The organism is Marinobacter sp. OP 3.4, from assembly GCF_036224885.1.
GTDB lineage: Bacteria > Pseudomonadota > Gammaproteobacteria > Pseudomonadales > Oleiphilaceae > Marinobacter.
Genome location: NZ_JAVVLT010000077.1, coordinates 109676 through 135527 on the forward strand (window position 1 = coordinate 109676; position 25852 = coordinate 135527).

The 25852-nt window shown below is 63.7% G+C and carries 21 protein-coding genes; 9 read left to right on the forward strand and 12 right to left on the reverse strand.

From position 1 onward, the window contains the following. Positions 1–3: 3 nt before the first annotated feature. The 3 genes from RO069_RS13545 to RO069_RS13555 all read right to left on the reverse strand — a co-directional run bounded on the left by RO069_RS13545 (position 4) and on the right by RO069_RS13555 (position 4695). Entirely contained in the window at positions 4–1191 is a 1188-nt protein-coding gene (locus RO069_RS13545) for an acyl-CoA dehydrogenase family protein (RefSeq protein ID WP_328188224.1), read from the reverse strand. Between the two features lie 157 nt (positions 1192–1348). After that, positions 1349–2530: an acetyl-CoA C-acyltransferase gene (locus RO069_RS13550; RefSeq protein WP_328188226.1), complete on the reverse strand. Its 1182-nt coding sequence runs from the start codon at positions 2528–2530 to the stop codon at positions 1349–1351. A gap of 71 nt (positions 2531–2601) precedes the next feature. Further along, positions 2602–4695, reverse strand: coding sequence for a 3-hydroxyacyl-CoA dehydrogenase NAD-binding domain-containing protein (locus tag RO069_RS13555; protein WP_328188228.1), 2094 nt, complete (start codon positions 4693–4695; stop codon positions 2602–2604). A 239-nt stretch (positions 4696–4934) separates the two neighbouring features. Between RO069_RS13555 and RO069_RS13560 the strand changes: the two genes are divergently transcribed. Next, a complete protein-coding gene (locus RO069_RS13560; protein WP_328188230.1) occupies positions 4935–5555 on the forward strand; it encodes a TetR/AcrR family transcriptional regulator in 621 nt (206 codons plus the stop codon). 14 nt (positions 5556–5569) lie between these two features. Here RO069_RS13560 and RO069_RS13565 read toward each other — a convergent pair whose 3' ends face one another. From RO069_RS13565 to RO069_RS13575, 3 genes are all read right to left on the reverse strand, one after another. Then, on the reverse strand, positions 5570–6436 hold the full coding sequence (locus RO069_RS13565; RefSeq protein ID WP_328188232.1) for an alpha/beta fold hydrolase: 867 nt from the start codon (positions 6434–6436) through the stop codon (positions 5570–5572). Positions 6437–6664: 228 nt separating this feature from the next. Next, positions 6665–8581, reverse strand: coding sequence for a carbohydrate binding domain-containing protein (locus RO069_RS13570; RefSeq protein ID WP_328188233.1), 1917 nt, complete (start codon positions 8579–8581; stop codon positions 6665–6667). A 185-nt stretch (positions 8582–8766) separates the two neighbouring features. Continuing rightward, entirely contained in the window at positions 8767–9486 is a 720-nt protein-coding gene (locus RO069_RS13575) for a hypothetical protein (RefSeq protein ID WP_328188234.1), read from the reverse strand. Between the two features lie 270 nt (positions 9487–9756). Between RO069_RS13575 and RO069_RS13580 the strand changes: the two genes are divergently transcribed. Beyond that, on the forward strand, positions 9757–10440 hold the full coding sequence (locus RO069_RS13580; RefSeq protein WP_328188236.1) for a hypothetical protein: 684 nt from the start codon (positions 9757–9759) through the stop codon (positions 10438–10440). Here RO069_RS13580 and RO069_RS13585 read toward each other — a convergent pair. After that, positions 10403–11344 carry a DMT family transporter gene (locus RO069_RS13585; RefSeq protein ID WP_328188238.1) on the reverse strand — a complete coding sequence of 314 codons (942 nt, stop codon included), beginning with the start codon at positions 11342–11344 and terminating at the stop codon, positions 10403–10405. The two genes, RO069_RS13580 and RO069_RS13585, sit on opposite strands and share 38 nt — an antisense overlap. Before the next feature lie 120 nt (positions 11345–11464). Here RO069_RS13585 and RO069_RS13590 point away from each other — a divergent pair, with 120 nt between their 5' ends. The 3 genes from RO069_RS13590 to RO069_RS13600 all read left to right on the forward strand — a co-directional run bounded on the left by RO069_RS13590 (position 11465) and on the right by RO069_RS13600 (position 13753). Next, entirely contained in the window at positions 11465–12391 is a 927-nt protein-coding gene (locus RO069_RS13590) for a LysR substrate-binding domain-containing protein (protein ID WP_328188239.1), read from the forward strand. After that, positions 12388–12999, forward strand: a complete 612-nt coding sequence (locus RO069_RS13595) for an exopolysaccharide biosynthesis protein (protein ID WP_328188241.1) — start codon at positions 12388–12390, stop codon at positions 12997–12999. The genes RO069_RS13590 and RO069_RS13595 overlap by 4 nt, the downstream gene beginning before the upstream one ends. 79 nt (positions 13000–13078) lie before the next feature. Continuing rightward, positions 13079–13753 (forward strand): histidine phosphatase family protein, encoded by a 675-nt coding sequence (locus RO069_RS13600; RefSeq protein WP_328188243.1) that lies wholly within the window; start codon positions 13079–13081, stop codon positions 13751–13753. 99 nt (positions 13754–13852) lie between these two features. Here the strand turns inward: RO069_RS13600 and RO069_RS13605 are convergent, their stop codons facing one another. Both RO069_RS13605 and RO069_RS13610 read right to left on the reverse strand, forming a co-directional pair. Continuing rightward, complete coding sequence (locus RO069_RS13605; protein ID WP_328188245.1) at positions 13853–16375, reverse strand: acyl-CoA dehydrogenase; 2523 nt, start codon at positions 16373–16375, stop codon at positions 13853–13855. 208 nt (positions 16376–16583) lie between these two features. Then, the gene (locus RO069_RS13610; RefSeq protein ID WP_328188247.1) at positions 16584–17471 is read right to left on the reverse strand and encodes an AEC family transporter; all 888 of its coding nucleotides are present in this window, start codon (positions 17469–17471) and stop codon (positions 16584–16586) included. A gap of 148 nt (positions 17472–17619) precedes the next feature. Between RO069_RS13610 and RO069_RS13615 the strand changes: the two genes are divergently transcribed. The 3 genes from RO069_RS13615 to RO069_RS13625 all read left to right on the forward strand — a co-directional run bounded on the left by RO069_RS13615 (position 17620) and on the right by RO069_RS13625 (position 20753). Continuing rightward, complete coding sequence (locus RO069_RS13615) at positions 17620–18798, forward strand: MalY/PatB family protein (RefSeq protein ID WP_328188249.1); 1179 nt, start codon at positions 17620–17622, stop codon at positions 18796–18798. 179 nt (positions 18799–18977) lie between these two features. Further along, positions 18978–19529: a macro domain-containing protein gene (locus RO069_RS13620; RefSeq protein WP_328188250.1), complete on the forward strand. Its 552-nt coding sequence runs from the start codon at positions 18978–18980 to the stop codon at positions 19527–19529. 129 nt (positions 19530–19658) lie between these two features. Next, positions 19659–20753 carry a malate dehydrogenase gene (locus RO069_RS13625; protein ID WP_328188252.1) on the forward strand — a complete coding sequence of 365 codons (1095 nt, stop codon included), beginning with the start codon at positions 19659–19661 and terminating at the stop codon, positions 20751–20753. Between the two features lie 27 nt (positions 20754–20780). On the opposite strand, the gene RO069_RS13630 is transcribed toward RO069_RS13625, so the two are convergent. From RO069_RS13630 to RO069_RS13640, 3 genes are all read right to left on the reverse strand, one after another. Further along, positions 20781–21722 (reverse strand): DMT family transporter, encoded by a 942-nt coding sequence (locus RO069_RS13630; RefSeq protein ID WP_328188254.1) that lies wholly within the window; start codon positions 21720–21722, stop codon positions 20781–20783. A 103-nt stretch (positions 21723–21825) separates the two neighbouring features. Beyond that, positions 21826–23334, reverse strand: a complete 1509-nt coding sequence (locus RO069_RS13635) for a succinylglutamate desuccinylase/aspartoacylase family protein (RefSeq protein WP_328188256.1) — start codon at positions 23332–23334, stop codon at positions 21826–21828. A 142-nt stretch (positions 23335–23476) separates the two neighbouring features. Then, positions 23477–25123: an MBL fold metallo-hydrolase gene (locus RO069_RS13640; RefSeq protein WP_328188258.1), complete on the reverse strand. Its 1647-nt coding sequence runs from the start codon at positions 25121–25123 to the stop codon at positions 23477–23479. A gap of 169 nt (positions 25124–25292) precedes the next feature. Between RO069_RS13640 and RO069_RS13645 the strand changes: the two genes are divergently transcribed. Beyond that, complete coding sequence (locus RO069_RS13645) at positions 25293–25718, forward strand: thioesterase family protein (RefSeq protein ID WP_328188260.1); 426 nt, start codon at positions 25293–25295, stop codon at positions 25716–25718. The last annotated feature ends 134 nt before the right edge of the window (positions 25719–25852 follow it).

Here is a 25852-nt window from a genome sequence, read left to right on the forward strand (position 1 = left end):
TCCTTACAGGCCCAGAACCAGCTTGGAAATGATGTTGCGCTGGATCTCGTTGGATCCGCCGAAGATCGACAGCTTGCGCATGTTGAAGTAGTCGCCGGCACCGGGCACGGCATTCATGCTGCCCACCAGCGGGCCGTCGTAGTCTGGCTCCAGGGCATCCGGGATATGGGCGATGGCGTCCTGGCCGGTGGCTTCCATGGCCAGTTCGAACATGCGCTGGCCGATTTCGGTGCCACGGATCTTGAGGATGGAGGCCTCGGGACCCGGGCCGTTGGAGGCAGTCAGCACCCGCAGTACAGTGATTTCCAGGGCACGCAGCTCGGCATCCAGTTGCGCCAGACGGTCACGGAAGCGGGCGTTCTCGATGATCGGCCTGCCGTCGTCCTGCTCCTCGCGGGCGATTTCCTTGAGGCGGCGCATCATGGCTTTCCACTGGCCGACGTTGGCCAGGCCGGTACGCTCGTGGCCCAGCAGGTACTTGGCGTAGGTCCAGCCCTTGTCCTCCTCGCCGATGCGGTTTTCCACCGGCACCCTGACGTTGTCGAAGAACACGTCGTTCACCTCATGCTCGTCGTCCAGCATGATGATGGGTTTGACGTCGATGCCCGGGCTCTTCATGTCGATCAGCAGGAAGGAGATGCCTTCCTGGGATTTCACTTCCTTGTTGGTGCGCACCAGGCAGAAGATCCAGTCGCCGTGCTGGCCCAGGGTAGTCCAGGTTTTCTGGCCGTTGACGATGTAGTGGTCACCGTCCCGCTCGGCGGTGGTACGCAGGGAGGCCAGGTCGGAACCGGAGCCGGGCTCGGAATAGCCCTGGGACCACCAGACGTCGCCGCTTATGATGCCCGGCAGGTGGCGGTCCTTCTGTTCCTGGTTGCCGAACTTCATGATCACCGGCGCCACCATGCGCAGGCCGAAGTCCAGCTGGCGCGGGGCACCGGCCAGGGCACATTCTTCCTCGAAAATCAGCTGTTCAACCTCGGTCCAGCCCGGGCCGCCGAACTCCTCGGGCCAGGTGGAGGCACCCCAGCCCTGCTGGTACAGGATCTTCTGCCAGCGCTGGATCATGTCCTTGTTGGGCCGCAGTCGCTTCTGCACCCGCTCCTGGATGTCGGCGGGCAGCTTGTCTTTCAGGAACTGGCGCACTTCCTGGCGGAAGGCTTCCTGTTCCGGGGTGTAATTCAGGTCCATGGCTTATACTCGCTTTCGCTTCTGTTACGACAAGGGCCCCTGCGCATTCTCAGGGGCCCGGGGTCGGATTCGCAATCGTCCAATCGGACGAACCGAGTGTCCCGTGCGGTTAATTCGCGGACCTACCGCGGGAATTAACCGCCCGGGACACTGGTGGTCAGGCCACTTCGAACAGGCCTGCCGCACCCATGCCGGTGCCGACACACATGGTGACCACGACGTATTTTACGCCGCGACGTTTGCCTTCGATCAGGGCATGACCGACCAGACGTGAGCCGGTAGTGCCGTAGGGGTGACCCACGGCGATAGCGCCGCCGTTCACGTTCAGGCGATCCATGGGGATGCCCAGTTCACGCTGGCAGTACAGCACCTGCACGGCGAAGGCTTCGTTCAGTTCCCACAGGCCGATGTCGTCCACGGTCAGGCCGGCACGCTTGAGCAGCTTGGGTACCGCGTAGACCGGGCCGATGCCCATTTCGTCCGGCTCGCAACCGGCCACGGCAAAGCCGCGGAAAATGCCCAGGGGCTGCACGCCGCGCTGTTCGGCCAGCTTGCCGTCCATCAGTACGCAGGCGGAGGCACCGTCGGAGAACTGGCTGGCGTTACCGGCGGTGACCACGCCGCCTTCCATGGCGGAGCTGATCTTGCTGACGCCTTCCAGGTTGGTATCCGGACGGATGCCCTCGTCCTGGGACACGGTCACTTCCTGGCTGGACAGCTGTCCGGTCTTCTTGTCGGCGACACCGGCGGTGGTGGTGATGGGCACGATCTCGTCGTCGAACTTGCCTTCCTCACGGGCCTTGGCCGCCAGGGTCTGGCTGCGTACGCCGTACTCGTCCATGTCCTCTTTCCTGATCTTGTAACGATCCGCCACGGTTTCGGCGGTCTGCAGCATGGACCAGTACAGCTCCGGCTTGTTCTGCATCAGCCAGGGCTCGGCCAGGTAGTTCTGGTTGACGGTGGCCTGGACGGTGGAGATGGACTCGACACCACCGGCGACCATCACCGGCACCCTGTCCACGGCGATATGTTGGGCGGCCATGGCAATGGCCTGCAGGCCGGAAGAGCAGAACCGGTTGATGGTAGCGCCGGCCACGGATACCGGCAGGCCGGCACGGATGGCGCCCATGCGGGCCACATCGTTACCGGTGGAGCCTTCCGGCAGGGCACAGCCCATCAGCACGTCTTCGATTTCGTTCGGGTCCACCTTGGAACGCTCAACGGCATGCTGGATGGCATGGCCGGCCAGGGTGGCGCCGTGGGTCATGTTCAGGCCGCCGCGCCAGGACTTGGCCAGGGGCGTGCGGGCGGTGGATACGATGACAACATCATTGGACATAATCTTTCTCCTGTGTGCCGAAGCCCGCGAGGGCCCCGGCGGTCAATTCGTTGATTCCGGGGACGCTCGCCTTACTGGTCAAACCCTTTGCCTTCCGCAGCGCACTTCGCCAGCAGGTCGGCCGGTTCCCAGAAGCCTTTCTGGGTGTTGGGGTTGGCGTCGAAAGCTTCCATGTCGCGGACCACGTTGGCCAGGCCCACCTGCTCGGCGTAGTGCATGGGGCCGCCACGGAAGACCGGGAAGCCGTAGCCGGTCAGGTACACCATGTCGATATCGGAGGCGCGCTGGGCGATGCCTTCCTCGAGGATACGGGCACCTTCATTCACCAGGGCGTAGACGCAACGCTGGACGATTTCCTGGTTGCTGATCTTGCGCGGGGTGATGCCCATTTCGGCACGGCACTCGTCCACCACCTTGTCCACTTCCGGGTCGTGCAGGGCCTTGCGGTTGCCCGGCTCGTACTTGTAGAAACCGGCACCGGTCTTCTGGCCGAAACGGCCCATTTCGCACAGGCGGTCGGCGATCAGGTTCTTCTTCATGCCGGGGTTTTCCGCGTACAGGCGCTTGCGGATGGCCCAGCCGATGTCGCCGCCGGCCAGGTCGGCCATGCGCAGCGGGCCCATGGCGAAGCCGAACTTCTCGATGGCCTTGTCGATCTGCTGCACGCTGGCGCCTTCCTCCAGCATGGTCAGGGCCTCGCGGGAGTACTGGTTGATCATGCGGTTGCCGATAAAGCCGTCGCAGACACCGGAGACCACGGCGGTCTTCTTGATGGTCTTGGCCAGTTTCATGGCGGTGGCCAGCACATCCTTGGCGGTCTTGTCGCCACGGATCACTTCCAGCAGCTTCATGATGTTGGCGGGGCTGAAGAAGTGCAGGCCGATCACGTCTTCCGGGCGCTTGGTAAAGCTGGCGATCTTGTTCACGTCCAAGGTGGAGGTGTTGGAGGCCAGGATGGCGCCGGGCTTGCAGATCTCATCCAGCTTGGTGAATACCTGCTCCTTGACGCCCATTTCCTCGAACACGGCCTCGATCACGAGGTCCACGTCCTTCAGGTCGTCATAGCTCAGGGACGGGGTCAGCAGGTCCATCTTCGCCTTGGCCTTGTCCTCGGTCATGCGGCCTTTCTTGACCTGACCTTCGTAGACCTTGCGGATGGCTTCCACGCCACGGTCCAGGCCTTCCTGTTTCATCTCGACGATGGTCACCGGAATGCCGGCGTTGAGGAAGTTGATGGAGATGCCGGTACCCATGGTGCCGGCGCCGATCACGCCCACCTGATTGATGTCGCGGGTCGGAGTGTCGGAGGGCACATCGGAGATCTTGCTGGTCTTGCGCTCGGCGAAAAAGGCATGACGCAGGGCGGCGGATTCCGGTGTCTGCATCAGCTGCTTGATGCCTTCACGCTCCACCTTCATGCCTTCATCGAAGGGCTTTTTCACCGAAGCTTCCACCGCTTCCAGGCACTTCAGCGGGGCCGGGTAGTTCTTGGCCATGGCGCCGATGGTGTTGCGGGCGAACATGAAGAAGCCTTCCGGATTCGGGTGCTTCACCTTCAGGTCGCGGACTTTCTTCAGCGGCATCTTCTCGGCCACCACCTTGCGGGCGAAGGCCAGGGCGGCTTCCATCAGGTCACCTTCCACCACCTCGTCCAGCAGCGGCGTGCCCTGGAACTGTTTGGCGGGGACCACGGAGCCAGACACGATCATGTTCAGGGCGTGCTCAACACCGATCACCCGGGGCAGTCGCTGGGTGCCGCCGGCACCGGGCAGGATACCTAGCTTCACTTCCGGCAGGGCCAGGGTGGCGTCCGGGGTGGACACGCGGTAGTTACAGCCCAGGGCCAGTTCCAGGCCGCCGCCCATGCAGTTGCCGCTGATGGCGGCGATGACCGGCTTCTTCGCGGTCTCCACATAGTGGATGGCGGTGGTGAGGATCGGCTCCTGCATGACGGCGGGGGTACCGAACTCGGTAATGTCGGCGCCGCCGGAGAAGGCCCGGTCGGAACCGGTGATGATGATGGCCTCGATGGCGCTGTCCTGCTCGGCCTTCCTGATGCCTTCGACGATGCCCTGGCGAAGGCCGAGGCTGAGGCCGTTTACCGGCGGGTTGTCCAGGCGGATAACGGCAACATTACCGTTGGTGTCATAGTGTGCTGTGCTCATGCTGGCTCCTTTATGGGTCGCTCTGTGGCGGCCCGTGGTAAGGCGTTGGGGCCGCCGATGCACGTGATGGAACGCGCGAATTTCTTCCATACACTGGTGTCTGGGGATTCCGTACAGTAATGTATGGGCGGTATAAAGGTCAACGACGCTGTGGTTACAGCTATCCGTCGGATCTTTAACTTATTGAATCACTGTGTTTTATTCCTTCTTTAACGGTTCCAGAGGTCCGAGACCGATTTATGGCGAAAGCGTCCGACAAACGCCGCACCCCATCCAGAGCGGCTACCAATAAAGCCCAGCTGACCCGGGACGACTGGCTGGACGCCGCCGCCGGTGAGGTAGCAGCGGGCGGTTTTAGTAACCTGCGGGTGCTGACCCTGGCCAAGCGTCTGGGGGTCACCCGGGGCAGCTTCTACTGGCACTTTCGGGACCATGAGGATCTGGTGGTCAGTTTCCTGGATCGCTGGCGGGACCGGCGGTTTGTGGAGCTGGATTACATGCGGCCAAAGGGGGAGAACCCTGAGGAGGAGCTGCATCAGATCCTCCAGATCCTGCTGACGGACGCCGCCCGCAACATCCGCCGACTTCAGGTGGAGCTGGCCGTTCGTGACTTCGCCCGCCGCAATGAACACGCCGCCCGGATTGTTGACGAGGTGGACCGGGCCCGGGTCGAGCAGAACAAACTGCTATTCCGTCACCTGGGGGTGGCGGGGGATCAGGTGGAAGACCTGGCCAGGCTCATGTACATGGCGACGGTCGGCTCCCAGGTGGTGCAGGCGGGCCGCAAGGGCAACGAGGCCGCTGTGGAGCGGATCGAGCAGCTGGTGGCCCGCCTGGCCCTGGGACAGCGTTCGGAATAACGGTCCTCCCGGCACTAGGCCTGGAGGAAACCGTTCATATGACCGGCCACTTCCTCCGGCTTCTCTTCCTGCAGGAAATGCCCCGCATCCACCTGTTCCACCCGGATCGACTCGAAGCAGTCCTCGATGTGGTTCAGGTACTCGGGGATGATCACCCTGTCCTTGTTGCCGTAGATGTAGAGGCTCGGCATGGACCACTTGTGACCGGAAAGTGCCGCCCAGCGCTTGGTGTCGTCGGCGAAGGTGCGGTAGTAGCTGGCCCCTGCGCCCGGAGTGCCGGGAATGGAATACATCCGCACATATTCGGCAACGGCATCCTCCGGAATGGGTTCCACCACGCCACGGACGAAGTGCCGGATCCAGGCGTCCTCCTTGCCGGGAATCATGGCCTCCGCCAGGCCCTTTTCCTGCTGGAAGTGCTGGTACCAGTAGGACTTGTTGCTGCCGGAGCGTACCTTTTCGATCACTTCCATATTGCCCTTGAGGTTGTTCACCAGGGCGATGTTCATGATGATCATCCGGCTGACCCGGTCCGGGATCGCCAGTGCCACTTCCTGGGCAACGATGCCGCCCCAGTCGTGGCCAATCAGTTGGAAGTCATCGATGCCCAGTTCATCCAGCATGCTGACCACGTCGTGGGCGAGGGCATGCTTGACGTAGTGCTCCCGGCCCTCGGTGCGCTCGCTGTCGCCCAGCCCCCGCAGGTCCGGGGCGATCACCCGCAGGCCCTTTTTCAGGTGCCGGCCCACGTGCTCCCAGCAGTAGGAGCTTTCCGGCCAGCCGTGGATCATCACCACCGGGGCGCCGTTGGTGTCCCCGCCTTCGCGCCAGGTGAAGGTACCGCGTGGGGTGGTCAGGGTCTTGGGATCGCTGAGAAACATGGCGGGCTCCTGAGTGTTGTTGGTGGTTGTTGAATCAGGTCGAAAGTTGAATCAGGTTGCAAAACGAAACTTCATCCTAGACAGCCGGATGGCGGATTGTCCAGTGAATTGGCGTGCTGGGGCACCCTGGAAAGAAAAAAGAGCACCCGAACGGGGAGTCGGGTGCTCAAGGGGTCACCGAGTACTACTTGTCACTGAGTGCTATCTGTCACTGAGTACTGCGTGAACCTACTCCTGACCGAGTCTGAAGTTGTCGATAACGATGCGGCTGGACGTATCCGCACCCATGATGTGCAGCCGTAGCTGGCTGATACTGCCGACAGGCTGGATGCTGAACTGACCCTGCAGCGACGACCAGTTGTTGGTGGCCAGCTCCGCCCCGCCAAGCTGCTGCCAGTGGGCGCCCTCGTCGTCCACGTACCAGGCCCAGAGTTGGGCGCTGTCGGTGGCCATGCGGCGGTTGCTCAGCATGATGTCCACGGACGCAGAGTAGGTCTCTCCCCCCTCGATCAGTCCCGTGGCTTCCACGGCCGGACCGGAGTAGGTGGACATGCGGAACAGGGACGCCAGGCCGAAATTGCCCTCGCTGGCGGTGCGGGTGCGGAACACCCAGCTGCCCATGAAGCCGGACCAGCCGGTGCCGCCGTCCTCAAAGCCCTCTTCCAGTACGATGGTGGGGCCGTCGTTGCCGGAGTCGCCGTCGTCCTCGTCAGGGGCGTCGGAGACTTTCACCAGGCGGACCTCATCGGCGACGAAGTCGATGCCTTCATCGGGACCGGACAGGATCAGACGGGCCTGACTGATATCGCCGTCGCTGGCGACGGTGAAGGTCTCGTCGTATTGGCTCAGCTCATTGGCAGTCACGGACAGTTCCGGCAGGTTCTGGTAACGGGTGCCTTCGCTGTCGGTCAGCTCGATGCTGGCGCGAACGGCATCACGACCGTCGGTGCCCGCCAGGGCCAGCCTGGCGGTGAGGCGGTATTCGGCACCGGCTTCCAGGCCGCCCTCGATGGTCTGCACCGGGCCGCCATAGTATTCGGTACGGTCGGTCGCCAGCAGCAGGTTATCGCGGCCGCAGCTGGCTTCGATGCTGGCGGTGGTGAGCGTGGCGGCGCTGTTGAAGCTGCTCCAGGGCGCCAGGTCGTTGAAGTCCGGGCCGCTGATCAGGTTGTCCTCGGCCAGTTCGGGCTTGTCGCACAGGGGCAGGTCCGGGTCGATACCGCCGTCATCGCCACCATCGTCTCCGCCGTTGTCGCCACCGTCGCCGGAATCACCTCCGTCGTCCGGATTGTCACCATTGCCGGGGTTGTCGCCGTCGTCGGGATTACCTCCGTTGTCCGGTTCTTCCCCGTCGGGATCGCCATCGTCAATCACGGCGGTGGGCATGAAGTCCGCCACCTGGGCTGCCAGGCTGTTAACGGCGGTCACTGCGTCGGCACCGTCGTTGCGATTGCTGTCAACGCCACAGGGTTGGCCCTCGCAGCGGTTTTGGTCCGGGCTGGCGAATTGCGCCAGGTGGTTGCGGGTACCATAGGACTGCGGGTAGGCCATGATGGTGCTGAACAGGCCGGAGACCCCGTGCCCCCGGCCCCAGGGGAACACGGAGCCAAAGGAGTTCTGGGCGTGGGAGTGACCCAGGGACATGTTGTGTCCCAACTCGTGGACAAAGGTGTTATAGCCGCAGTTCACCCCGGTCATGCTGTAGCCATAGGCGGAGGCGTTGGAGTAGAAGTTCCCGCTGCCCTCACTGCCGCCGGGCTGGTAACCAACACCGCAGACGTAGCCACCGGCGGTGCTTTGCGGGGTGCTGATCAGCGCGACCAGGTCGGCACCGTATTCCCGGCGCTGGCGGGCCACGGTGCTGTCTGTACGGAAGCGTCCGAGAACACTGCCATCAACGCTGCCGTAGCTGCCCTGGACACGTTCGGTTCCCACCAGACGGAGCTGGAGATCGATATCACTGTTGCGGTAGGCCTGGTTGGCGTGTTCCACATAGGAGACGATGCGGGCGTCAATGTCTTCGCCCGAACTGGTGCTGGCGGCTTCATCGGTGTAGTAGACCAGGACATCGACCTGGTTTGCCTGGCTGACGGCGCTGCCCATGGCAAGGGAGACCCCGGCGAGCCAGTGGATGGATGGTTTCATAGCGTCGGTCCCTGATTTAGGGTGAATTTTTTAACGGCGGGTACTCCTGTTCGCCGATTCTTCTGTTTAGTGTCCCGTCTGGGTACTGCCGGCAGCGCGCGGGTAAAAGGCTGCCTTACTGCATGAAGGCCGCGGATGGATCCACGGCGGCTCCGGTGGGAGCGAAGACGGCTCGGGTCTGGCTCCTAGCCGGACGGTGAGCCCGGCGGAGTCTGGTCGATGCCCGGTACCGGAATGGCATCTTCATGTCCGGCCAGTTTGTCCTGTACGTCGGTCTCGCTGGTCAGTACGGCGTCACCGCTATGGTTGTCGATAACGGCGGAATAGACGCCATCCCGGGTGCTGAGAACCACGTAGGTGGAGGTTTCACCCCGGGTCACAACGACGTTGTCCTTGGCATGGCCGTCGGTCACCGGTCCACGAAAAACCTCGATATTGTTCAACTGGTTATGGGTGGTGGTGAGGCGGGCGGTGACGGTGCGGTTCAGTTCGGGCACCGGCAGGGCCACCTGCTGACCCACATGCAGGCCGGCCAGGGCCTCGGGGTTGGCCTGCAGGCGGGTGGCCGGAAAACCGTCCACCTCGGTCTTGTCGGGATGGTTGCCGGCCTCCCACAGGGAGATCACCGGACGGGCATTGCGGGCCGGGTTGTCGGGACGCGCCGGCAGGGCGGACGTGGCTTCCGGGTCTGGCCAGTGAGATACGGATTCCGGCAGGTTGCTGTCCTGTACCCCGGGGGCCTGCTGTTGGCCGGAGGCAGGCGCTGTATCGCTGCCGACGGATCCGGATTCCGCCCCGGTCAGCGGCGGGGTGTCGGTTTGCGGGTCGGTGTCGGGCGTGAACAGGAGCCACAGCACAACGATGATGACTGCGATGCCTGTTACAAAGGCCAGGGCCTTGGACATGGGACGCCTCCTGCGAATGGGTCAGTTCCACTGCTTGTCGCCACATCTTGCCGGTAAAGACCAGGCAACCCTAAGTGAAAAACTGTTTAATGTCCGAAAGTGGGAACCGGTTCAAAACCTGATCTGTAGCAAAATCAGTCAGTTGCAATCGCATGGTGGTTTTTTAGACTGCAGGCATCCGTCACCGGCAATCGGCCCGTCGCCATGGGGTGGGCCGGACAACCGGATCTGCACCCCATCAGGGAATACACAGACGAAAGGAGTTCCGTCATGAGAGTGCCCCTCCCACTGCTGTCGAGGGCCGGCATTGGCCTGCTGTCGGCCCTGCTGGCCACCCCGTTGCTGGCCGATGCCTTGATCACCCTGGACCGCAATGGCTCCGGCGAGTTACCGGTGGAATACCGGGACGCCGACAACCTGCGCATCGGCAGCGAAGAGAGTGCCACCTGGTATCTGACCTCCGCCGGTGCTGACTTCGTCATCATGAAGTCGCCGGATGGCAACAAGCGTTTTGCCATGAACATGGATGAGTTCCTGGCCCGGGACGACGCGCCGCCGGGGGTGGAGCCGGACCTGGAATCCGTGAGCGCCACCAAGGCCGACCGGGAGGAGACCATCAACGGTGTTACCGGCCAGGTGTACCGGGTCAGGGGCAACAGCCGTAGCTGGGAGCTGGTGCTCACCGCAGACGACACCATCGCTTCGGTGACCGAGGCGGTCTATGGCGCCGAGATCAGAATGGCGCAGATGTCCGGGCAGGCGGTATCGGCCCGTCCGCTGGCCACCGAGCTGGCGCTGGCGAAGTCGTTGGGTGTCGCGGGAATCCTGCGGGGGCAGCTCTACACGCTGGCGGGCCTGCGCCAGGGTGAGAAACTGCCGGACGACCGCTTCCGCCTGGCCGACGATACCCTGGTGGTCAGGGACTGGAAGGAGATGCAGGACGCTTACCACTAACCTGGTGAACGGCCTGATCCTCCGGGGCCGCAGCCATCGGGGCCCGGTGCAGCAGGCGGTGCTTGCGGCGCTGGTTCAGGCCGATCAGCACCAGCGGCAGGATGATCATCAGGCTGCCGGTGACGAACCACAGGTCCGGCACTTCGCCGAACATCAGCCAGCCAATGGCGATGGCCCAGATCAGCCCGGTGTATTCGGCGCTGGTGACCTGGTTGGCATCCACATGGTTATAGGCCCGCAGCACGCTGCCGTTGTAGCCGAGGATGAACGCCGCCGACCCCACCGCGCTGGCGACGATCTCCCAGCGCCAGGGAGCTCCCTCCCAAAGGGCCAGGGCCAGGCTTGCTGGCAATACCAGCAGCGAGTTCAGGAACAGCTTGTGGGCCGTGGACTGCTGGCGGGGCAGCTTGCGTACCGTCAATGCGGCTACTGCCAGGCAGAAGGCAGTACCCAGGGCCGACAGGGACGACAGTTCCAGCGCCACGGGCCGGAGGATCACCAGCACGCCGGCAAAACCGCTGATCACCGCCAGGATGCTCAGCATCGATAACCGCTCACCGAACAGCAGCACCGACAGCACCATCACCAGCACCGGCGCGGCATAGAACACTGCATTGGCGGTGGCCAGGGGCAGGGTGGTCAGCGCCACCACCATGCACAGCAGGCCGACCAGCAGTATGTGGGAGCGGATGGCGTGCACCGCAGCGCCCTCGAACAGCCGACGATAGTCCGCCTTTTTCAGCAATGTCGCCAACAGGGCCACCGTGATCAGGTTACGCAGGAAGGCAAACTGGAATACCGGGGCGTTGGTGTCCATCAGCTTGATAAAGACATCCGAGCCGATGGCCATGGCATTACCAATGATCAGCAGCAGAATTGCACTGTTGACGGTTTTGCCTGACATGATGCCTTCCCCTCTGTCTGTCGTTACCACTGGTGTGCCAATGGGTAGAGCGGGGAGTATAGGTATGTACAGATATCCGATAAAATGATGTTTATTGTTCTGGTATGAGATTATTCGATAATGAAGCTGCCTCCCCTGAAATCGCTGCCGGTGTTCGAAGCGGTTGCCCGCCTCAACAGCTTTTCCCGTGCCGCTGATGAGCTGAACGTCAGCCAGAGCGCGGTCAGCCACCAGATCAAGCAGTTGGAGACCTTCCTGGGCGAACCCCTGTTCCAGCGTCAGGGCCGCAGCCTGGCCCTGACCCGGGAGGGACAAGACTACCTGGAGGGCATTTCATCCGCCCTGTTCCAGATCGACAAGGCCACCGGCCAGTTACTCGGGCGGCAGGACAGCAGCGTACGGCTGGCGGTGTTCAGTTCCTTCGCGGTGCGCTGGCTGGTGCCCCGCCTGCCGGACCTGCACCGGCAACACCCGGAGGTCCAGCTGGTGCTGGAAATGACCGGTGAACACCCGGTACTGTCGGGGCGGGTGGCGGACAGTTTCATTACCATCAACACGGATTCGCCGGCATTCAGCTACGACCTGCTCTACCGGGAGCGACTGTTCCCGGTCTGCAGCCGCCAGTACTGGCAGGACATGGACACCGACGAGTTGACGCCGGAGACCCTGGCCAGCCATCCCCTGCTGTCCACCTTCAGCATCTACAACCGCACCTGTGGCGACTGGGAAGCCTGGTTCGCCGAGGTGGACAGCGTGGTGCCGCCCTCAACACAGGTGCAACATTTCAGCCATATGCTGCTGGCCCTGGAGGCGGCCCGCTATCATCAGGGCATTGCCCTGACCAACGACTACATGCTCAGCAACCGTGACGATGCCGGGGATTTTGTCCGTCTGCCGCTGCACAGTGTGGTGACGGGGGATAACTTCTATTTCGCCAGCAAGATCAGTCGCCGCCACGAGCCCGGCCTGCGGGCCCTGAAGCAATGGCTGCTGGCCCAGGCGGATGACAGCGGGCTGCTGGCGGCCGGTAGTGGGGAGAACGCATGAACGACAGGACGGATAGTGACGGATCGGCCAAGAACGATGATCTGGTCGCCCTGCTGGAGCGGATTCGCGCCACCGATGGCGACGGCAAGGACGTCACCGTGAGGGAAATCCTGAAGGCCGCCGGCACGCGCACCTTCGGGCCGGTTGTTGTGGTTGCCGGCCTGGTGGTGCTGGCGCCGCTGATTGGAGATATTCCGGGGGTGCCCACCCTGATGGGCCTGCTGGTGTTGCTGACGGTGGGGCAGATGCTGTTCCGTAAGAGCGAGCTCTGGCTGCCCCGTTGGCTGAGTGAGCGCAAGGTGCCCCGGGACAAGCTGCACACCGGTCTGCGCTGGATGCACAAGCCTGCCCGCTTTCTGGATCGCTTCACCCGGCCCCGCCTGACCCTGCTGATGGACGGCGGCGGTAATCTGATGCTGGCGTTGACCTGTCTGCTGGTGGCCCTGGCATTGCCGTTGATGGAGTTCGTGCCCTTCAGCGCCAATGGCGGTGGACTGGCACTGATGACGTTCGGCCTGGCGATGATCGCCCGGGATGGCGTGGTGGCCATCCTGGCCCTGTTGCTGACCGGCGGCACCTTCGCTTTCATCGCCTCGCAATTACTGTAGGTTGCTCAGGGCTGGTCAATCCGCCGCCGCTGGGGCAGGATGTGCGCTTTGCAGTTGATAACAAGTAACAGGACCCCCCATGGCAAAACTCTTCATTGTCCGACACGGTCAGGCCTCTTTTGGTCAGGCCAACTACGATCAACTCTCCGAACTGGGCTGGCAGCAGGCCCGCTGGCTGGGCGAATACTTCGCCGAGCGGGAGCTGGACTTCCACCGGGTGGTGGCCGGCAATCTGCAGCGTCAGCAGGACACCGCCAAGGGCGTGCTCGAAGGCATGGCCCGGGCGGGCGCGGAGGTGTCCACCCACCCCGGCCTGAATGAGTACGACGGCGAAATGATGTACCGGGCCTTCACCGGCCACGGCGATCAGCACCTGCACCAGAAGCGGGATTTCAAGGATTACTGGCGCACCTTCCGTGCCGCCTACGAAGCCTGGATCGACGACCGCCTGACCGATGTCACGGAAACCTGGGGCGACTTCGGCAGCCGTATCGACGACGCCATTGACCATGCCTGTGAGGGTGCCGGTCGTGATGATGCGGTGCTGGTGGTGACTTCAGGGGGCGTTATCGGCAGTGCCCTGACCAAACTGATCGAGGGCCCGCAGCGGGGTGCCATCCACTTCAACTTCCAGTTCCGCAATACCGCGTTCTGCGAGGTGATCGTGGGTAGCAGCGCCCGCCGGGTGCTGAACTTCAATAACGTGCCACACCTGGACCGGCCCGGGCGCCGGCATGCGCTGACGCACGTGTAGGGAGACGAGCAGGGGCTCTGGCGGCCTGCACCAGTAAACTCCCTCTCCCCTGGAGGGAGAGGGTTGGGGAGAGGGGATGCAGGGCGCAGACTCCGTTCGCTATGCCTGGTCGTCAGGTTGCTCATCCCGGGGCGGGCGCTCAACGACCTTGCGTTTGCCCTTGGCACAGCGGGCCAGGGCCTTGAGGCCTTCGTTGTCGAAGGCGTCCACCCGGATCACATCGTACTGGGCGGTCAGTGCTTCCAGTAACTTCTCGGACTCTTCCTCCTTGATCACGCCCTGTTCCAGGGCCCAGTCCACCAGTTCCTTGCGCTGGTGTCCCAGCAACATGTCGATACCGCCCAGTTCCTCCGGATCCCGGTTGTGCAGGGCCTCGTGCAGGCGTGCGCGTAGCTCCCGGGTCTCGTTGGCCAGCCGGTAGGCGTTGATGACCCGGCCCAGGGGATCGTCCGGCTTGTCGTTCACATAGCAGCCGCGGCTGATGCGCTGGCGTACCGGGGTATCCTTGACGATGGTGGCGGCCACTTCCGCTCCCAGGCGGTCGTCCGGGCCATTAAGGCCGGTGGCCCCCAGCGGGAAGACCAGCAGGCGCAGGGGCCAGCGCAGGGCCTGCACCGGGAAGTTGATCACTGCTTCACGCATGGAGGCCTGCAAATCCCGCAGGGAGGTCTGCAGGGCCCACTCCACCAGGGGACGCTGGTCGTCCGGATAGCCTTCCTCGTGCCATTGCTTGATCACCGCGCTGGCGTAGTACAGGTGAACCAGGCAGTCGGCCATGCGACCAGACAGCCGCTGGCGGGCTTTCAGGCCGCCGCCGATGGTCAGCAGGGTGACGTCCGTCAGCAGGGCAAAGGCCGATGAGAAACGGGCCAACTGCCGGTAGTATTTCTGGATATTCCCTTCCCGTGGCACCGGTTCCGCCAGGCCCCGGGTGAGGCCCAGCACGAAGGCCCGCAGGGCATTGCGGGTAGTGTGGGCGATATGGCGATAGAAGATGTCGTCGAATTTCCGCACCGCCTGGCGTTCGTCCTTCATGCCCGCAGCCTCGATCTCCTCCACGATGAAGGGATGGCAGCGGATGGCGCCCTGGCCGAACACCATCAGGCTGCGGGTGAGGATGTTGGCCCCTTCCACCGTGATGCCGATGGGCACCGCCTGGTAGGCCCGGGCCAGGAAATTGCGGGGGCCGGTGATCACGCCTCGGCCCGCCACCACGTCCATGGCGCGGTTGATCACTTCCCGCATCAGGTCGGTATTGCGGTACTTGAGCACGGCGGACGGCACCGCCGGTCGCACGCCACGGTCCAGCATGCCGGACGTGAGCAGGCGTGAGGCATCCATCATGTAGGTGTAGCCGGCGATGGGTTCCAGGGCTTCCTGGACCCCCTCGAACTGGCTGATGGAGCGGCCGAACTGCTCCCGCACCAGGGAGTAGGAGCCGGTGGCGAGGGCGGCCAGCTTGCCGGCGCCGGTGCCCAGGGCCGGCAGTGAGATGGAGCGGCCGATGGACAGGCATTCCAGCAGCATGGTCCAGCCCTTGCCCAGCATTTCCTGGCCGCCGATCACCTGTTCCATGGGAATGAAAACGTCGTTGCCCCAGGTGGGGCCGTTCATGAACACGGTATTCATGGGCAGGTGGCGGGCACCAGCGTGCACGCCCTCGGTTTCCCGGGGCACCATCACACAGGTGACGCCCACCTGCTCATCGCCGCCAAGCAGTTTGTCCGGGTCATAGACCTTGATGGCCAGGCCGATCAGGGTGGCCACCGGCGCCAGGGTGATGTAGCGCTTGTTCCAGGTGACCTTCAGGCCCAGCACCTCCTTGCCGTTCCACTGGCCCTTGCAGACGATGCCCTTGTCCGGGATGGCGCCGGCGTCGGAACCGGCCACCGGGGACGTCAGCGCAAAGCAGGGGATTTCCTCACCGGAGGCCAGCCGTGGCAGGTAGTGGGATTTCTGCTCGTCGGTGCCGTACTCCATCAGCAACTCGCCCGGGCCCAGGGAGTTGGGCACCATCACGGTGACCGCCGCGGAGACGCTGCGGGTGGACACCTTCATCACGATTTCCGAGTGCGCGGTATGGGAGAAGCCCTTGCCGCCCTGCTCCTTGGGGATCATCAGGCCGAAGAAACCGTTCTCGCGAATGAACTTCCATACCTTGTTGGGCAGGTCGTAGTCCTCGTGGGTGATCTTCCAGTCGTCGAGCATGGCGCAGAGTTTTTCCACCGGGCCATCCAGGAACGCCTGTTCCTCGCTGGACAGGTGGGCAGGGCGGGCGTCCAGCAGTTTCGACCACTGCGGCTGGCCGGAGAAGAGTTCACCGTCCCAGTCCACCGAGCCGGATTTCAGGGCCTCCTGTTCGGTGTCGGACAGTGTGGGCAGCTGGCCCCGTACCCAGCCCAGCAGCGGCTTGCTCAGCTTGTCCCGGCGCAGGTCCCGGGCGTGGAGGATCACCAGGGCGAGGGCCAGCAGGCCGCCCCCGAACAGTATGCTGAGGATATGCCAGTGGTCCTGGGACATGCCGGCCAGGGTGGCGGCAACCAGTACCACCGTCGCGACGGTGCCGCCCAGGCCCAGGTAGACCAGTACCAGGGCACTGATAAGCAACAAGAGAACACTCATTGGCAGACCTCCGTATCGGGCAACTTGGATAAGGAAATGTCAGGGCCCAGGTGTGTACGGCGTCAGACCCGGTGAAGTGCAATCCGGGTCCGTCCGGGGTCCCTGTGAACGGGAAACTACCTTTACCATCGGACATACACCGGCAGGTTGCAAGCGGCTTGGGTGGTTGTAGCGGGGCATTGGTTGACCGCTACACCCGGCGGTCCGGTCACAGGTAGCCGGCGCTGAACACCAGCCCGAGCACGATCGGCATCACCACCAGGCTGCCCAGGTTGCTGATCAGCACCAGCGAGGCCACCTTGTGGGGTTCCTGCCGGTACTGTTCCGCCACCATGTAGTTGAGGACGGCCGGAGGCAGTGCCGCGAACACCCACAGGCTGGCGGCCTGCAGGCCGGGCAGGTCCAGCAGGGCGATCATCAGCCAGGCCAGGATCAGGCCACTGGCGGGGCAGGCGATGGCGCCGATCAGGCCCAGCCGCCAGTCGCTGAAGTCCACGTCCAGCATGCGGATGCCCAGGGTGAACAGCATCAGCGGAATGCAGATGCCCCCGAGCATGTCCAGCGCTTCCATCAGCCAGCCAGGCAGGGCGACCCCGCCGATGTTCACCGCCAGGCCTGCGATGGTGGCCAGTACCACCGGCACCCGCAGGCGTTTCAGCAATGAGGTGTGCGGGTCGAGCATGTACAGGCCCACGGAGAAGTGCAGCAGCATTTCCACGATGAACAGCACCACGGCGGCGGGCAGGGCGGCGTCGCCGAAGGCCAGTACGATCAGCGGGATGCCCATGTTGCCGGAGTTGTTGAACATCATCGGCGGCAGGAAGGTCTTCAGGTTGAGATTGAGGGCCCTTGCCACCGGCCACAGGATCAGCCCGGAGCCGAGCACGATGACCACCGCCGCGGTTGCCAGCCAGGCATAGTCCCCAAGGGGCGCCTGCTGATCCGCCAGTACCGCGAACACGAGCATGGGCACGAACAGTTCCATGTTCACGGTGTTCATGCTCTGGATGTCGGTGGAACGGTAGCGGCCGTAGAGGGCGCCACAACCGGCGATCAGGAAGACCGGCAACAGGGTGGATAGGATCTGGCCCAGCATGCATGCTCCGGAGCGGGTCAACGGGATAAAAGGTAGGTTCGCAAGTGTAGTGGATTCCGTCAGCGGTCGTCACTTGGACTTTCATCGGTGGCGCAGTAAGCTCGGATTCACGCATCATCCATCCACCTGCCAGGAGACACCCGCGCCCATGAATTTCGACCAGTCGTTTTCCCGGGAACAGACCTGTTCGGTGAAGTTCGATGCCCGCAAGGCGGTGTTCGGCCGGGGCGACGTGATTCCCCTCTGGGTGGCGGACACGGACTTCGCCGCCCCGGATGCGGTGACCGAGGCCCTGGTGGAGCGGGCCCGTCATCCGGCCTATGGTTACACGCTGTTCCCGGAAAGCCTCTACCAGTCGCTGATCGACTGGTTCCGGGAGCATCACCAGTGGGCCATCCAGCGGGACTGGATTTGCATGGCACCGGGTGTGGTGCCCACGCTGCATGCGGCGGCCATGGCCTTTGCCGGCGAGGGCGAGGGAGTGATCATCCAGCCGCCGGTGTACCCGCCTTTTTTCAGCAGTGTCCGTAAGGCGGGCCGGCGGGTGGTGGAGAATCCGCTGGTGGTTCGTGATGGCCGTTATGAGATGGATCTGGAGCATCTGGCGGCTTGTGCGGCGGATCCGTCGGTGAAGATGCTGTTCCTCTGCTCGCCCCACAATCCGGTGGGCCGGGTGTGGTCGAGGGGAGAGCTGGAGGCGGTGCTGGAGATTGCCCGGGCCCACGGGGTGGTGGTGATTTCCGATGAGATCCATGCCGACCTGGTCTATGCCGACCGGCCGGGCCACCACATGCTGGCGACGCTGGCGGAGCCGGATGATCCGTTGCTGACCACGGTGGCGCCGAGCAAGACGTTCAATATTCCCGGCATGGGGCTGTCGGCGGTGGTGTCGGAGCGTCAGGATCTGCTGGGTCAGCTTGATGGGGTCTTCGATTCGCTGCATATGGTGCAGTGCAATCCGTTCAGTATCGCGGCCTTCGAGGCCGGTTACCGTCACGGGGCGGAGTGGCTGGCGGCGATGATGGACTATGTTCGCGGCAACCGGGATTTTGTGCTTGGCTTTGCCCAGGAACGGTTGCCGGAGATTGGTGTGACCGATCCGGAGGGGACCTATCTGTTGTGGCTGGATTGCCGGGCCCTGGGGCTGGATGACGGTGGGCTGAAGCGGTTCATGGTGGAGCAGGCCGGGGTGGGGATGAATCCCGGGATGACGTTTGGTGAGCAGGGTAGTGGGTTTATGCGGTTGAATCTGGGGTCGCCTTTGGCGGTGATCCGGCAGGCCATGGAGCAGATTGAGGTGGCGGTGGCTGGCATTCGTTCCGCATAGTGTTTTTAGCCTGCGAGCCTGGGTGGGGTGAGCTGCGGCAGGGGCTTTTTCCGCTCCAATTCACGGCCCGTCCGTGGACCGACCTTGGACCGCGCCATCCATGGCGCTGCTCCAAAAGCCCCTGCCACATCTCACGTCGAACCTTTCGGATATCGCATGGAGAAACGGAGGCTTTGGTAATGAGTGCGGCCATTCAGACAGGTAACGGAGTCCAGATCGAATGCATCCAGGGTGATATCACCAAACAGCCGGATCTGGATGCAGTGGTGAATGCGGCCAATGCGCAGCTGATGACTGGCGGTGGCGTGGCCGGGGCGATTCATCGGGCGGCGGGGCCGGAGCTGGCCCGGGCCTGTGGGCCCCTGGCGCCCATTCGGCCCGGGGAGGCGGTGATCACCGAGGGGTTCGGGTTGCCCAATGCCCATGTCATTCATTGCCTGGGGCCGGTATACGGGGCGGACGAGCCCTCGGACACCCTGCTGGCCGACTGTTATCGCAACGGGGTGCTGCTGGCGGATAAGCATGGGCTGTCGTCCATCGGGTTTCCGGCCCTGTCCACCGGGGCGTTTGGCTATCCCATGGGGCCTGCCGCGAAGGTGGCGTTCTCGACCCTGGTGTCGGTGGCGGATCAGTTGTCATCGGTCCGGCGGATCCGGTTTGTGCTGTTCAGCGGGGAGGATGCCGAGCTGCATCGGCAGGTGCTTGCCGAGGTGATGGGGCAGGATAACTGACCGGTCACTGGTTGGGTGTTGTGCCGGAGGATTCTGGTCACAAAGTCGGGACGTTTTTAATTTTCGGCTCAATATTTCGTTCGTAACCTGATAGGGTTGCCGGTTCCACCCTGAACAGGAGCCATGCGAATGAAGCGTCCCGTGCGTATCGCAGTGACCGGCGCGGCCGGCAGTATCAGTCATTCCCTGCTGTTCCGGATCGCCGCCGGTGAGATGGTCGGTCGTGACCAGCCGGTGATCCTTCAGCTTATCGAGATGCCCCAGGCCATGGAGCCCCTGCGGGGTATTGCCATGGAGCTGGAGGACTGTGCCTTTCCGCTACTCCACAGCATCAGCATGCACGACTCCGTCGAAGCAGGCGTGGTGGGTGCCCACTATGTGCTGCTGATCGGGGCCAAACCCCGGGGGCCGGGAATGGAGCGCAGTGAGCTGATTGCCGCCAATGCCCCGGTTTTCGCCAGCCAGGGGCGGGCCATCAATGAGTACGCCAACCGGGACGTGAAGGTGCTGGTGGTGGGCAACCCCGCCAACACAAACGCCCTGATTGCCAGTCGCAATGCGCCGGACCTGAGCCCGGCCCAGTTCACGGCCCTGACGCGGCTGGACCACAACCGGACCCGGGGCATCCTGGCCAACCATACCGGGGCCAATCCCCGGGCTATTCGCCGCATCACCGTGTGGGGTAACCATTCCTCCACCCAGTTCCCGGATCTGACCCATGCCACTATCCATGGCGAGCCGGCCCTGCCCCAGGTGGACGAGGACTGGTACCAGCAGCAGTTCATCGGCAAGATCCAGAAGCGGGGCGCGGCGATTATCCAGGCCCGGGGGCATTCCAGTGCCGCCTCGGCGGCCCAGGCGATCCTCAACCACATGCACGACTGGATCAACGGCACGCCGGAGAATGACTGGGTGAGTATGGGGATCGTCAGCGACGGCAGTTACGGTATCGAGAAGGGGATTTTCTACTCTTTCCCGGTGCGCTGTGACTATGGTCGTTACCAGATCGTGCAGGGGCTGGCGATCAGTGACTTCGCCCGGGGCCGCATGCAGGAAACCGAGCGGGAACTGCTGGAGGAGATGCAAACGGTGGCGGAACTGCTGCCGCCGGAGACGGAAGCCTCCCACAAGAACCTGTCGGTATGCCTGCGTTCGGGTATTACTCTGTACGACGATGGTATTTCCCTGCCGGAGCAGTACCTGCAGACCGACCGGGTGCGTTAGCCGGTCCGCCTGGGTGGCAACGGTCGGTTACTGTTCCGGGTCCGCCGCCGATGCCTTTGTGGGTACCGGCGGGTTGCGGGTGGTCAGGAACAGTCCCGCCAGTATCAGTGCGCCCCCCGCCAGGTGGTACCAGCCCAGGCGTTCATCCAGGAACAGCCAGGCCAGCACCGACGCGAACACCGGCACCAGGTACATGAAGATGGCGGCCCTGGCTGGCCCCACGGCCAAGACGCCGTGGTTCCAGAAGGCGTAGGCAAGGATGCCGGGGAATATGGCCACGTAGAGCAGTGGCGGAACGGTTGAGGCCGACAGGGTAAAGCTGCCGGATATCAGCAGCAGGTCAATCAGGTAGATCGGTGTCAGCAGGGCGGTGCCCAGGGCAATCTGGATGCTCAGGAAGGTGAGGCTGGACAGCGGGATCGACAGGCGCCGCAGCAGCACGGAGAAAATCCCCCAGCTGGCGACGGCGGCCACCATGACCAGGTCCCCCGGCGAGAAGGACAGGCTGATCAGACGGCCCAGCGTGCCCTGACCGATCACCATCAGCACGCCCGCCAATGCCACGGCAATGCCAATGCCCTGTGCCGGTCGGGTACGTTCGCCCAGGAGCAGGAACGCCAGCAGGGCGACCATGATCGGGATGGTGGAGTTGATCAGCGCAATGTTGATCGCCGTTGTGGTAGTGGCGGCCACGTACAGCAGGGTATTGAATGAGGCGACGCTGAACAGGGCCAGTACCAGGATGCGGGGCCAGTGGTCCCGGATGACCGGCCATTCCCGGCGGATTCCGGACAGGCCGATGGGAAGAAGGATGGCCAGGGCAATCACCCAGCGCCAGAACGCCAGGGACACCGGGGGGATGGTGTCCACCACGCCCCGGGCCACCACGGCGTTGCCGGCCCAGAAAAGCGGGGTCAGCACCAGGCCGGTGTAGGCCAGCGCCAGGGATCGGTCAGCGTATCGTGCCACGGTGCGGCTCCGGACAGGGTGGATGGTGTCTCGTCAGGGTAATTCATTAGTCTACTATGAATAACCCTGGCGGGCACCTGTCGGCCCTGTCAGCCCCCTGCAGTTACTCCGCCTGTTCCTCGGTGTCCGCCCGGGAGCCCAGGTGATAGGCCGCAAACCCGGCCATCACCACCTGGTCCACGGCCATGCCGATCACCCGGCCATCGGCATCGGCGCGGATATGGGACTGCTCGTTGGTGATGGGGTCGGAGACCGTGCCCAGAATGGTGCCCTCGGTGATATAGGCCCCCAGTTCCACGTCGCTGAACAGGATGCCGCCCTGGTTGGCGCGGATCCAGTGGGACTGGTAGTACACCGGCTCCGGGTCGCCCCACTGGAACAGGCGGGCGGTCATGCCCTGTTTTTCCATCAGGCTGACCAGGCTGTTAACGCCGGCGCTGATGTGGTCCTCTTGGATACGCATGGATTCGCCCACCTCCATGGTCACGGTGGGAACGCCGGCCTCGGTGGCGGCGGTTCTCAACATGCCGGCGCCCCCGCTGCTGTGGACCACCACCATGGCATCGAATCCCTTGGTGAGTTCGGCGACTTTGGGGTTATCCATGTCGGCCCGGAGTTGCGGCAGATTGGTGCGCTTGAGGGACCCGGTGTGGATATCCACCAGCATGTCGCAATTGAGGATCACCTGCTCGAACAGGGAGTGGGCGATGCGGTGGGCCAGGCTGCCATCCTCGCTGCCCGGAAAGTAACGGTTCAGGTCGCGGCGGTCCGCCAGGTAGCGGCTGCCCTGCTGGAAGCCCTGCAGGTTGACGATGGGAATGCCCACCACGGTGCCGGACAACTCCGCCGGGTCCAGGTCGTAGATTACCCGCCGGATGATCTCGATGCCGTTGAGTTCGTCGCCGTGGACGGCCCCGGTCATGCACAGGGCCGGGCCGGGCTTGTTGCCGTTGACCACCAAGACCGGGGTGGGCTGGGAGAGGCCGGCGATCTGGATGCCCGGCGACCAGCCCAGTCGCGCCGTGGTGCCGGGGAGCACCTCGCCACTGAGCAGCCGGAAGGGCTGGGCCTGGGCGGGCTGGGTCTCGGGGATGACCTCAATGGACGCTGTCCCGCTGTCGTTGACCGGTGCTTCCTCCGTAGCAGTGTCCAGAGAATCGTCCGTCGCGGATTGGCTGTTGGCCTCTTCGCTGTCGGGTTCGTTTCGCTGGAGATCCGTGTCGGAGGCGGTAATGTCTTCCACGGATTCGTCCTCCGGCAGCTCGATCACCGCAGGGGCTTCCGTCACCGGGGGCGGTGTGGCGGACGGGTCGTCCTCCCCGGTCTGCGCGGTTTGGGTCTCGGACGAGGCTTCGGGGTCTTCGAAGGTATCTTCCTGAGCTTCCTCTGGCGGATCACTGGCGGGTCTGGTCGGAGAGTCGGCGATGACCTGGGGCCCATCGTCCGCCGTGCGAGTGGCAGGCACTTCCGCTACTACAGGCTCCGGGGAGGGTTCGACCGTTTCGGAAGGGGCCGGGGATTCGGTGCGGGCGGGGGTGGTATCCTCAGCCCACGCCTGACCGGCAGAAACCGCAACAGCCAGCAGTGCCGGCAACAACAGGCTATGGCGCATCGCGTCTCCCTTGGACAGCTACTGGTACACCGTTATCCCCGGGTAAAACGTCGTCCGGATCCCGGCATCCTGATTCAGGGCACAAGGCTACCCGAAAGCACAAACACCGGTACAGAGGCCTGACAAAGGTTTAACCGGGCTGTCACCCAGCCTCCGTGGAGGCCCATACCTCATCATCCCGTACCGCGCGCCGGTCCTTTTCCAGCTTGATCAGGTGCGCCAGCAACGAACGGGTGGCCAGGCCGTGAATGGCCGGGGGCACGTCGTCGTAGGCGTGTTTCACCAGGTCCTTCAGGGTACCGGGGCCATGGTCCGCCAGGGTCTGGGCAATTTTTTTCTCCCGGGTCAGGCGGTGGGTGACCAGCCAGTCCACCACTGATTCCACCTTGCCGATAAGGAAGCCATGGGCCGGGGCGAACCAGCGGATGTCCTCCTCCAGCAGGCGGTTCAGGGAGTCCAGGTAATCCTTCATGTCCCCGTCCGGCGGATTGATCACCACCGTGGAGCCCTGCATGATGTGATCGCCGGCAAACAGCATCTGTTCCCCTTCCAGCAGGAAGCACAGGTGATTGGAGGCGTGCCCTGGCGTGAACAGGGTCTTGAGGGTGCCGGCGGCGGTCTCGATGCGGTCGCCGTCCACGGGGACGGAATCCGGGCGGAAGTCGTGGTCCTGGATCTGGTCGTGCTCTGGCGCCGGCATTCCCCGAAGCGGCGCGCCGGTGCGCTCCCGGAGCCAGCTCGCCCCCGGTGAATGGTCCGGGTGGGTATGGGTGGTCAGCACCTGTTCAATGCGTCCGCCGGTCACTTCCAGGATGCGCTCCATATGGCCCTGGTCGGCGGGGCCCGGGTCGATCACCGTCCAGTTCCCGCCGGGGTGTCCCAGCAGATAGCTGTTGGTGCCGGGGCCAGTCATGGCACTGGGGTTGGGGCAGGTGAGGCGAATCACGCCGTCGGCCAGTGGCACGGCCTCTCCCGGTACGATTTCCGCCAGGGCATGGCCCCGGCCTTCCGGGTCCAGCTTGCGCACTTCGTCGAAGGGACCGGTGCCGGGCTCGACGGAGACCGGCTTGCCCTGCCGCGTGGCTGGCCAGGGCTTGTTTGGTGCCGGCTCGGGCGGCTGGGAGCGGGCGTGTCGCAGCAGGGCGTCGGTGGAATCGAACCCGGCAATGATGCGCAGGGTCCGCAAGGTCGGCGAGGCGAACAGCCGGGTGCCCTGGCGGTGTTCGTCCATCGCCTGTTGCGGGGTCAGCCAGACGTGGTCGATGGTTTCCAGCCGGTCGTGGGCCGGGGTTTGCCCCTCCGGCATGGCGGCGGCGAAGAAGCGGGTATCGAAACGCCGGGGCGGCCCGGGCGGGGTGATCCAGTGGGCCAGGTAGGCCATGCGGTCCAGGGGCAGGGCCAGTTGGTACTGGTGGCACACGGCCGCCAGGGTCTGGTCACCGGCCACCATGCCATCCCGTTCCCGGAATACCGGGTGGTCCGCTGGCAATGTCTGCCCCTGGTCGTCCAGGGCCAGCAGGACCCCGGCTTCCTCGAAGCTTTCCCGGATGGCGGCTACCATATAATGACTGCCTCCACTATCGACGCCCATGTCATGGCTGACGGAGGCATCGTCGCCGCCGGTCAGGTAGGGTGCGCAGCGCTGGTCCGCCTCGTCCACGGCGCCACCGGGGAATACGTAGAATCCCGGCATGAAGGTGGCGTCCCAGGTGCGCTGCATGAGCAGGACCTGGAGGCCTTCGTCGGAATCACGGGTAATGGCAAGGGTGGCAGCGGGGCGGATTTCCATGGGGATTACCTTGATCGGTTACGGCCTTGGGGTGTGCTTTTCTTATAGGGTTTGATCGTAACATAACGGAAGTCGGCCCACGGCTCCAGATGATTTGGTTCGTCGAACGGCGTATGATTCGCGTCCTTTTTCCAAAAGCTACCTGAGTCACCTGATCGGTTATTGTGTCATGGCCCGCGTTAAACTGTCGTTTCCCGATGAAGTGTTTGTGTTCTCCACCACCATGCCGGTGCGTATCACCGACATCAATGGTGCCAATCATCTGGGCAACGATGCCCTGATTTCCATGCTCTCGGAAGCCCGGGCGCAGTTCATGGTGAAGATGGGACTGGAGGAGAAAATTGCCCCGGGTATCGGCATCATCGTCACGGACCTGGCCACCATGTACCAGTCCGAGTCCTTCTTCCCGGAAAGTCTCCGTTTCGAGGTGGGGGTGACCGACCTGAACAAATACGGCGGTGATTACGTGTTCCGCGTGACCAAGGAAGCCAGTGGTCAGCCGGTGGCGCTGGCCAAGTATGGGTTTGTGTTCTTCGACTTCCAGCACAAGAAGGTGGTGGAACTGCCGGATTACTTCCGCGAACGCTTCTCCTGATCCGGCAATCGGCTGTGCTTGGATTGTGCTTGGCCGGACCCGGAGCCAGAGGTTGGGGGGAGGCCGAGGGGTGGGGGTGCTTTCTTCCGGAAAACGTCAAACTCGCTTCGCTCAGACAACGTTTCCCTGCAGAA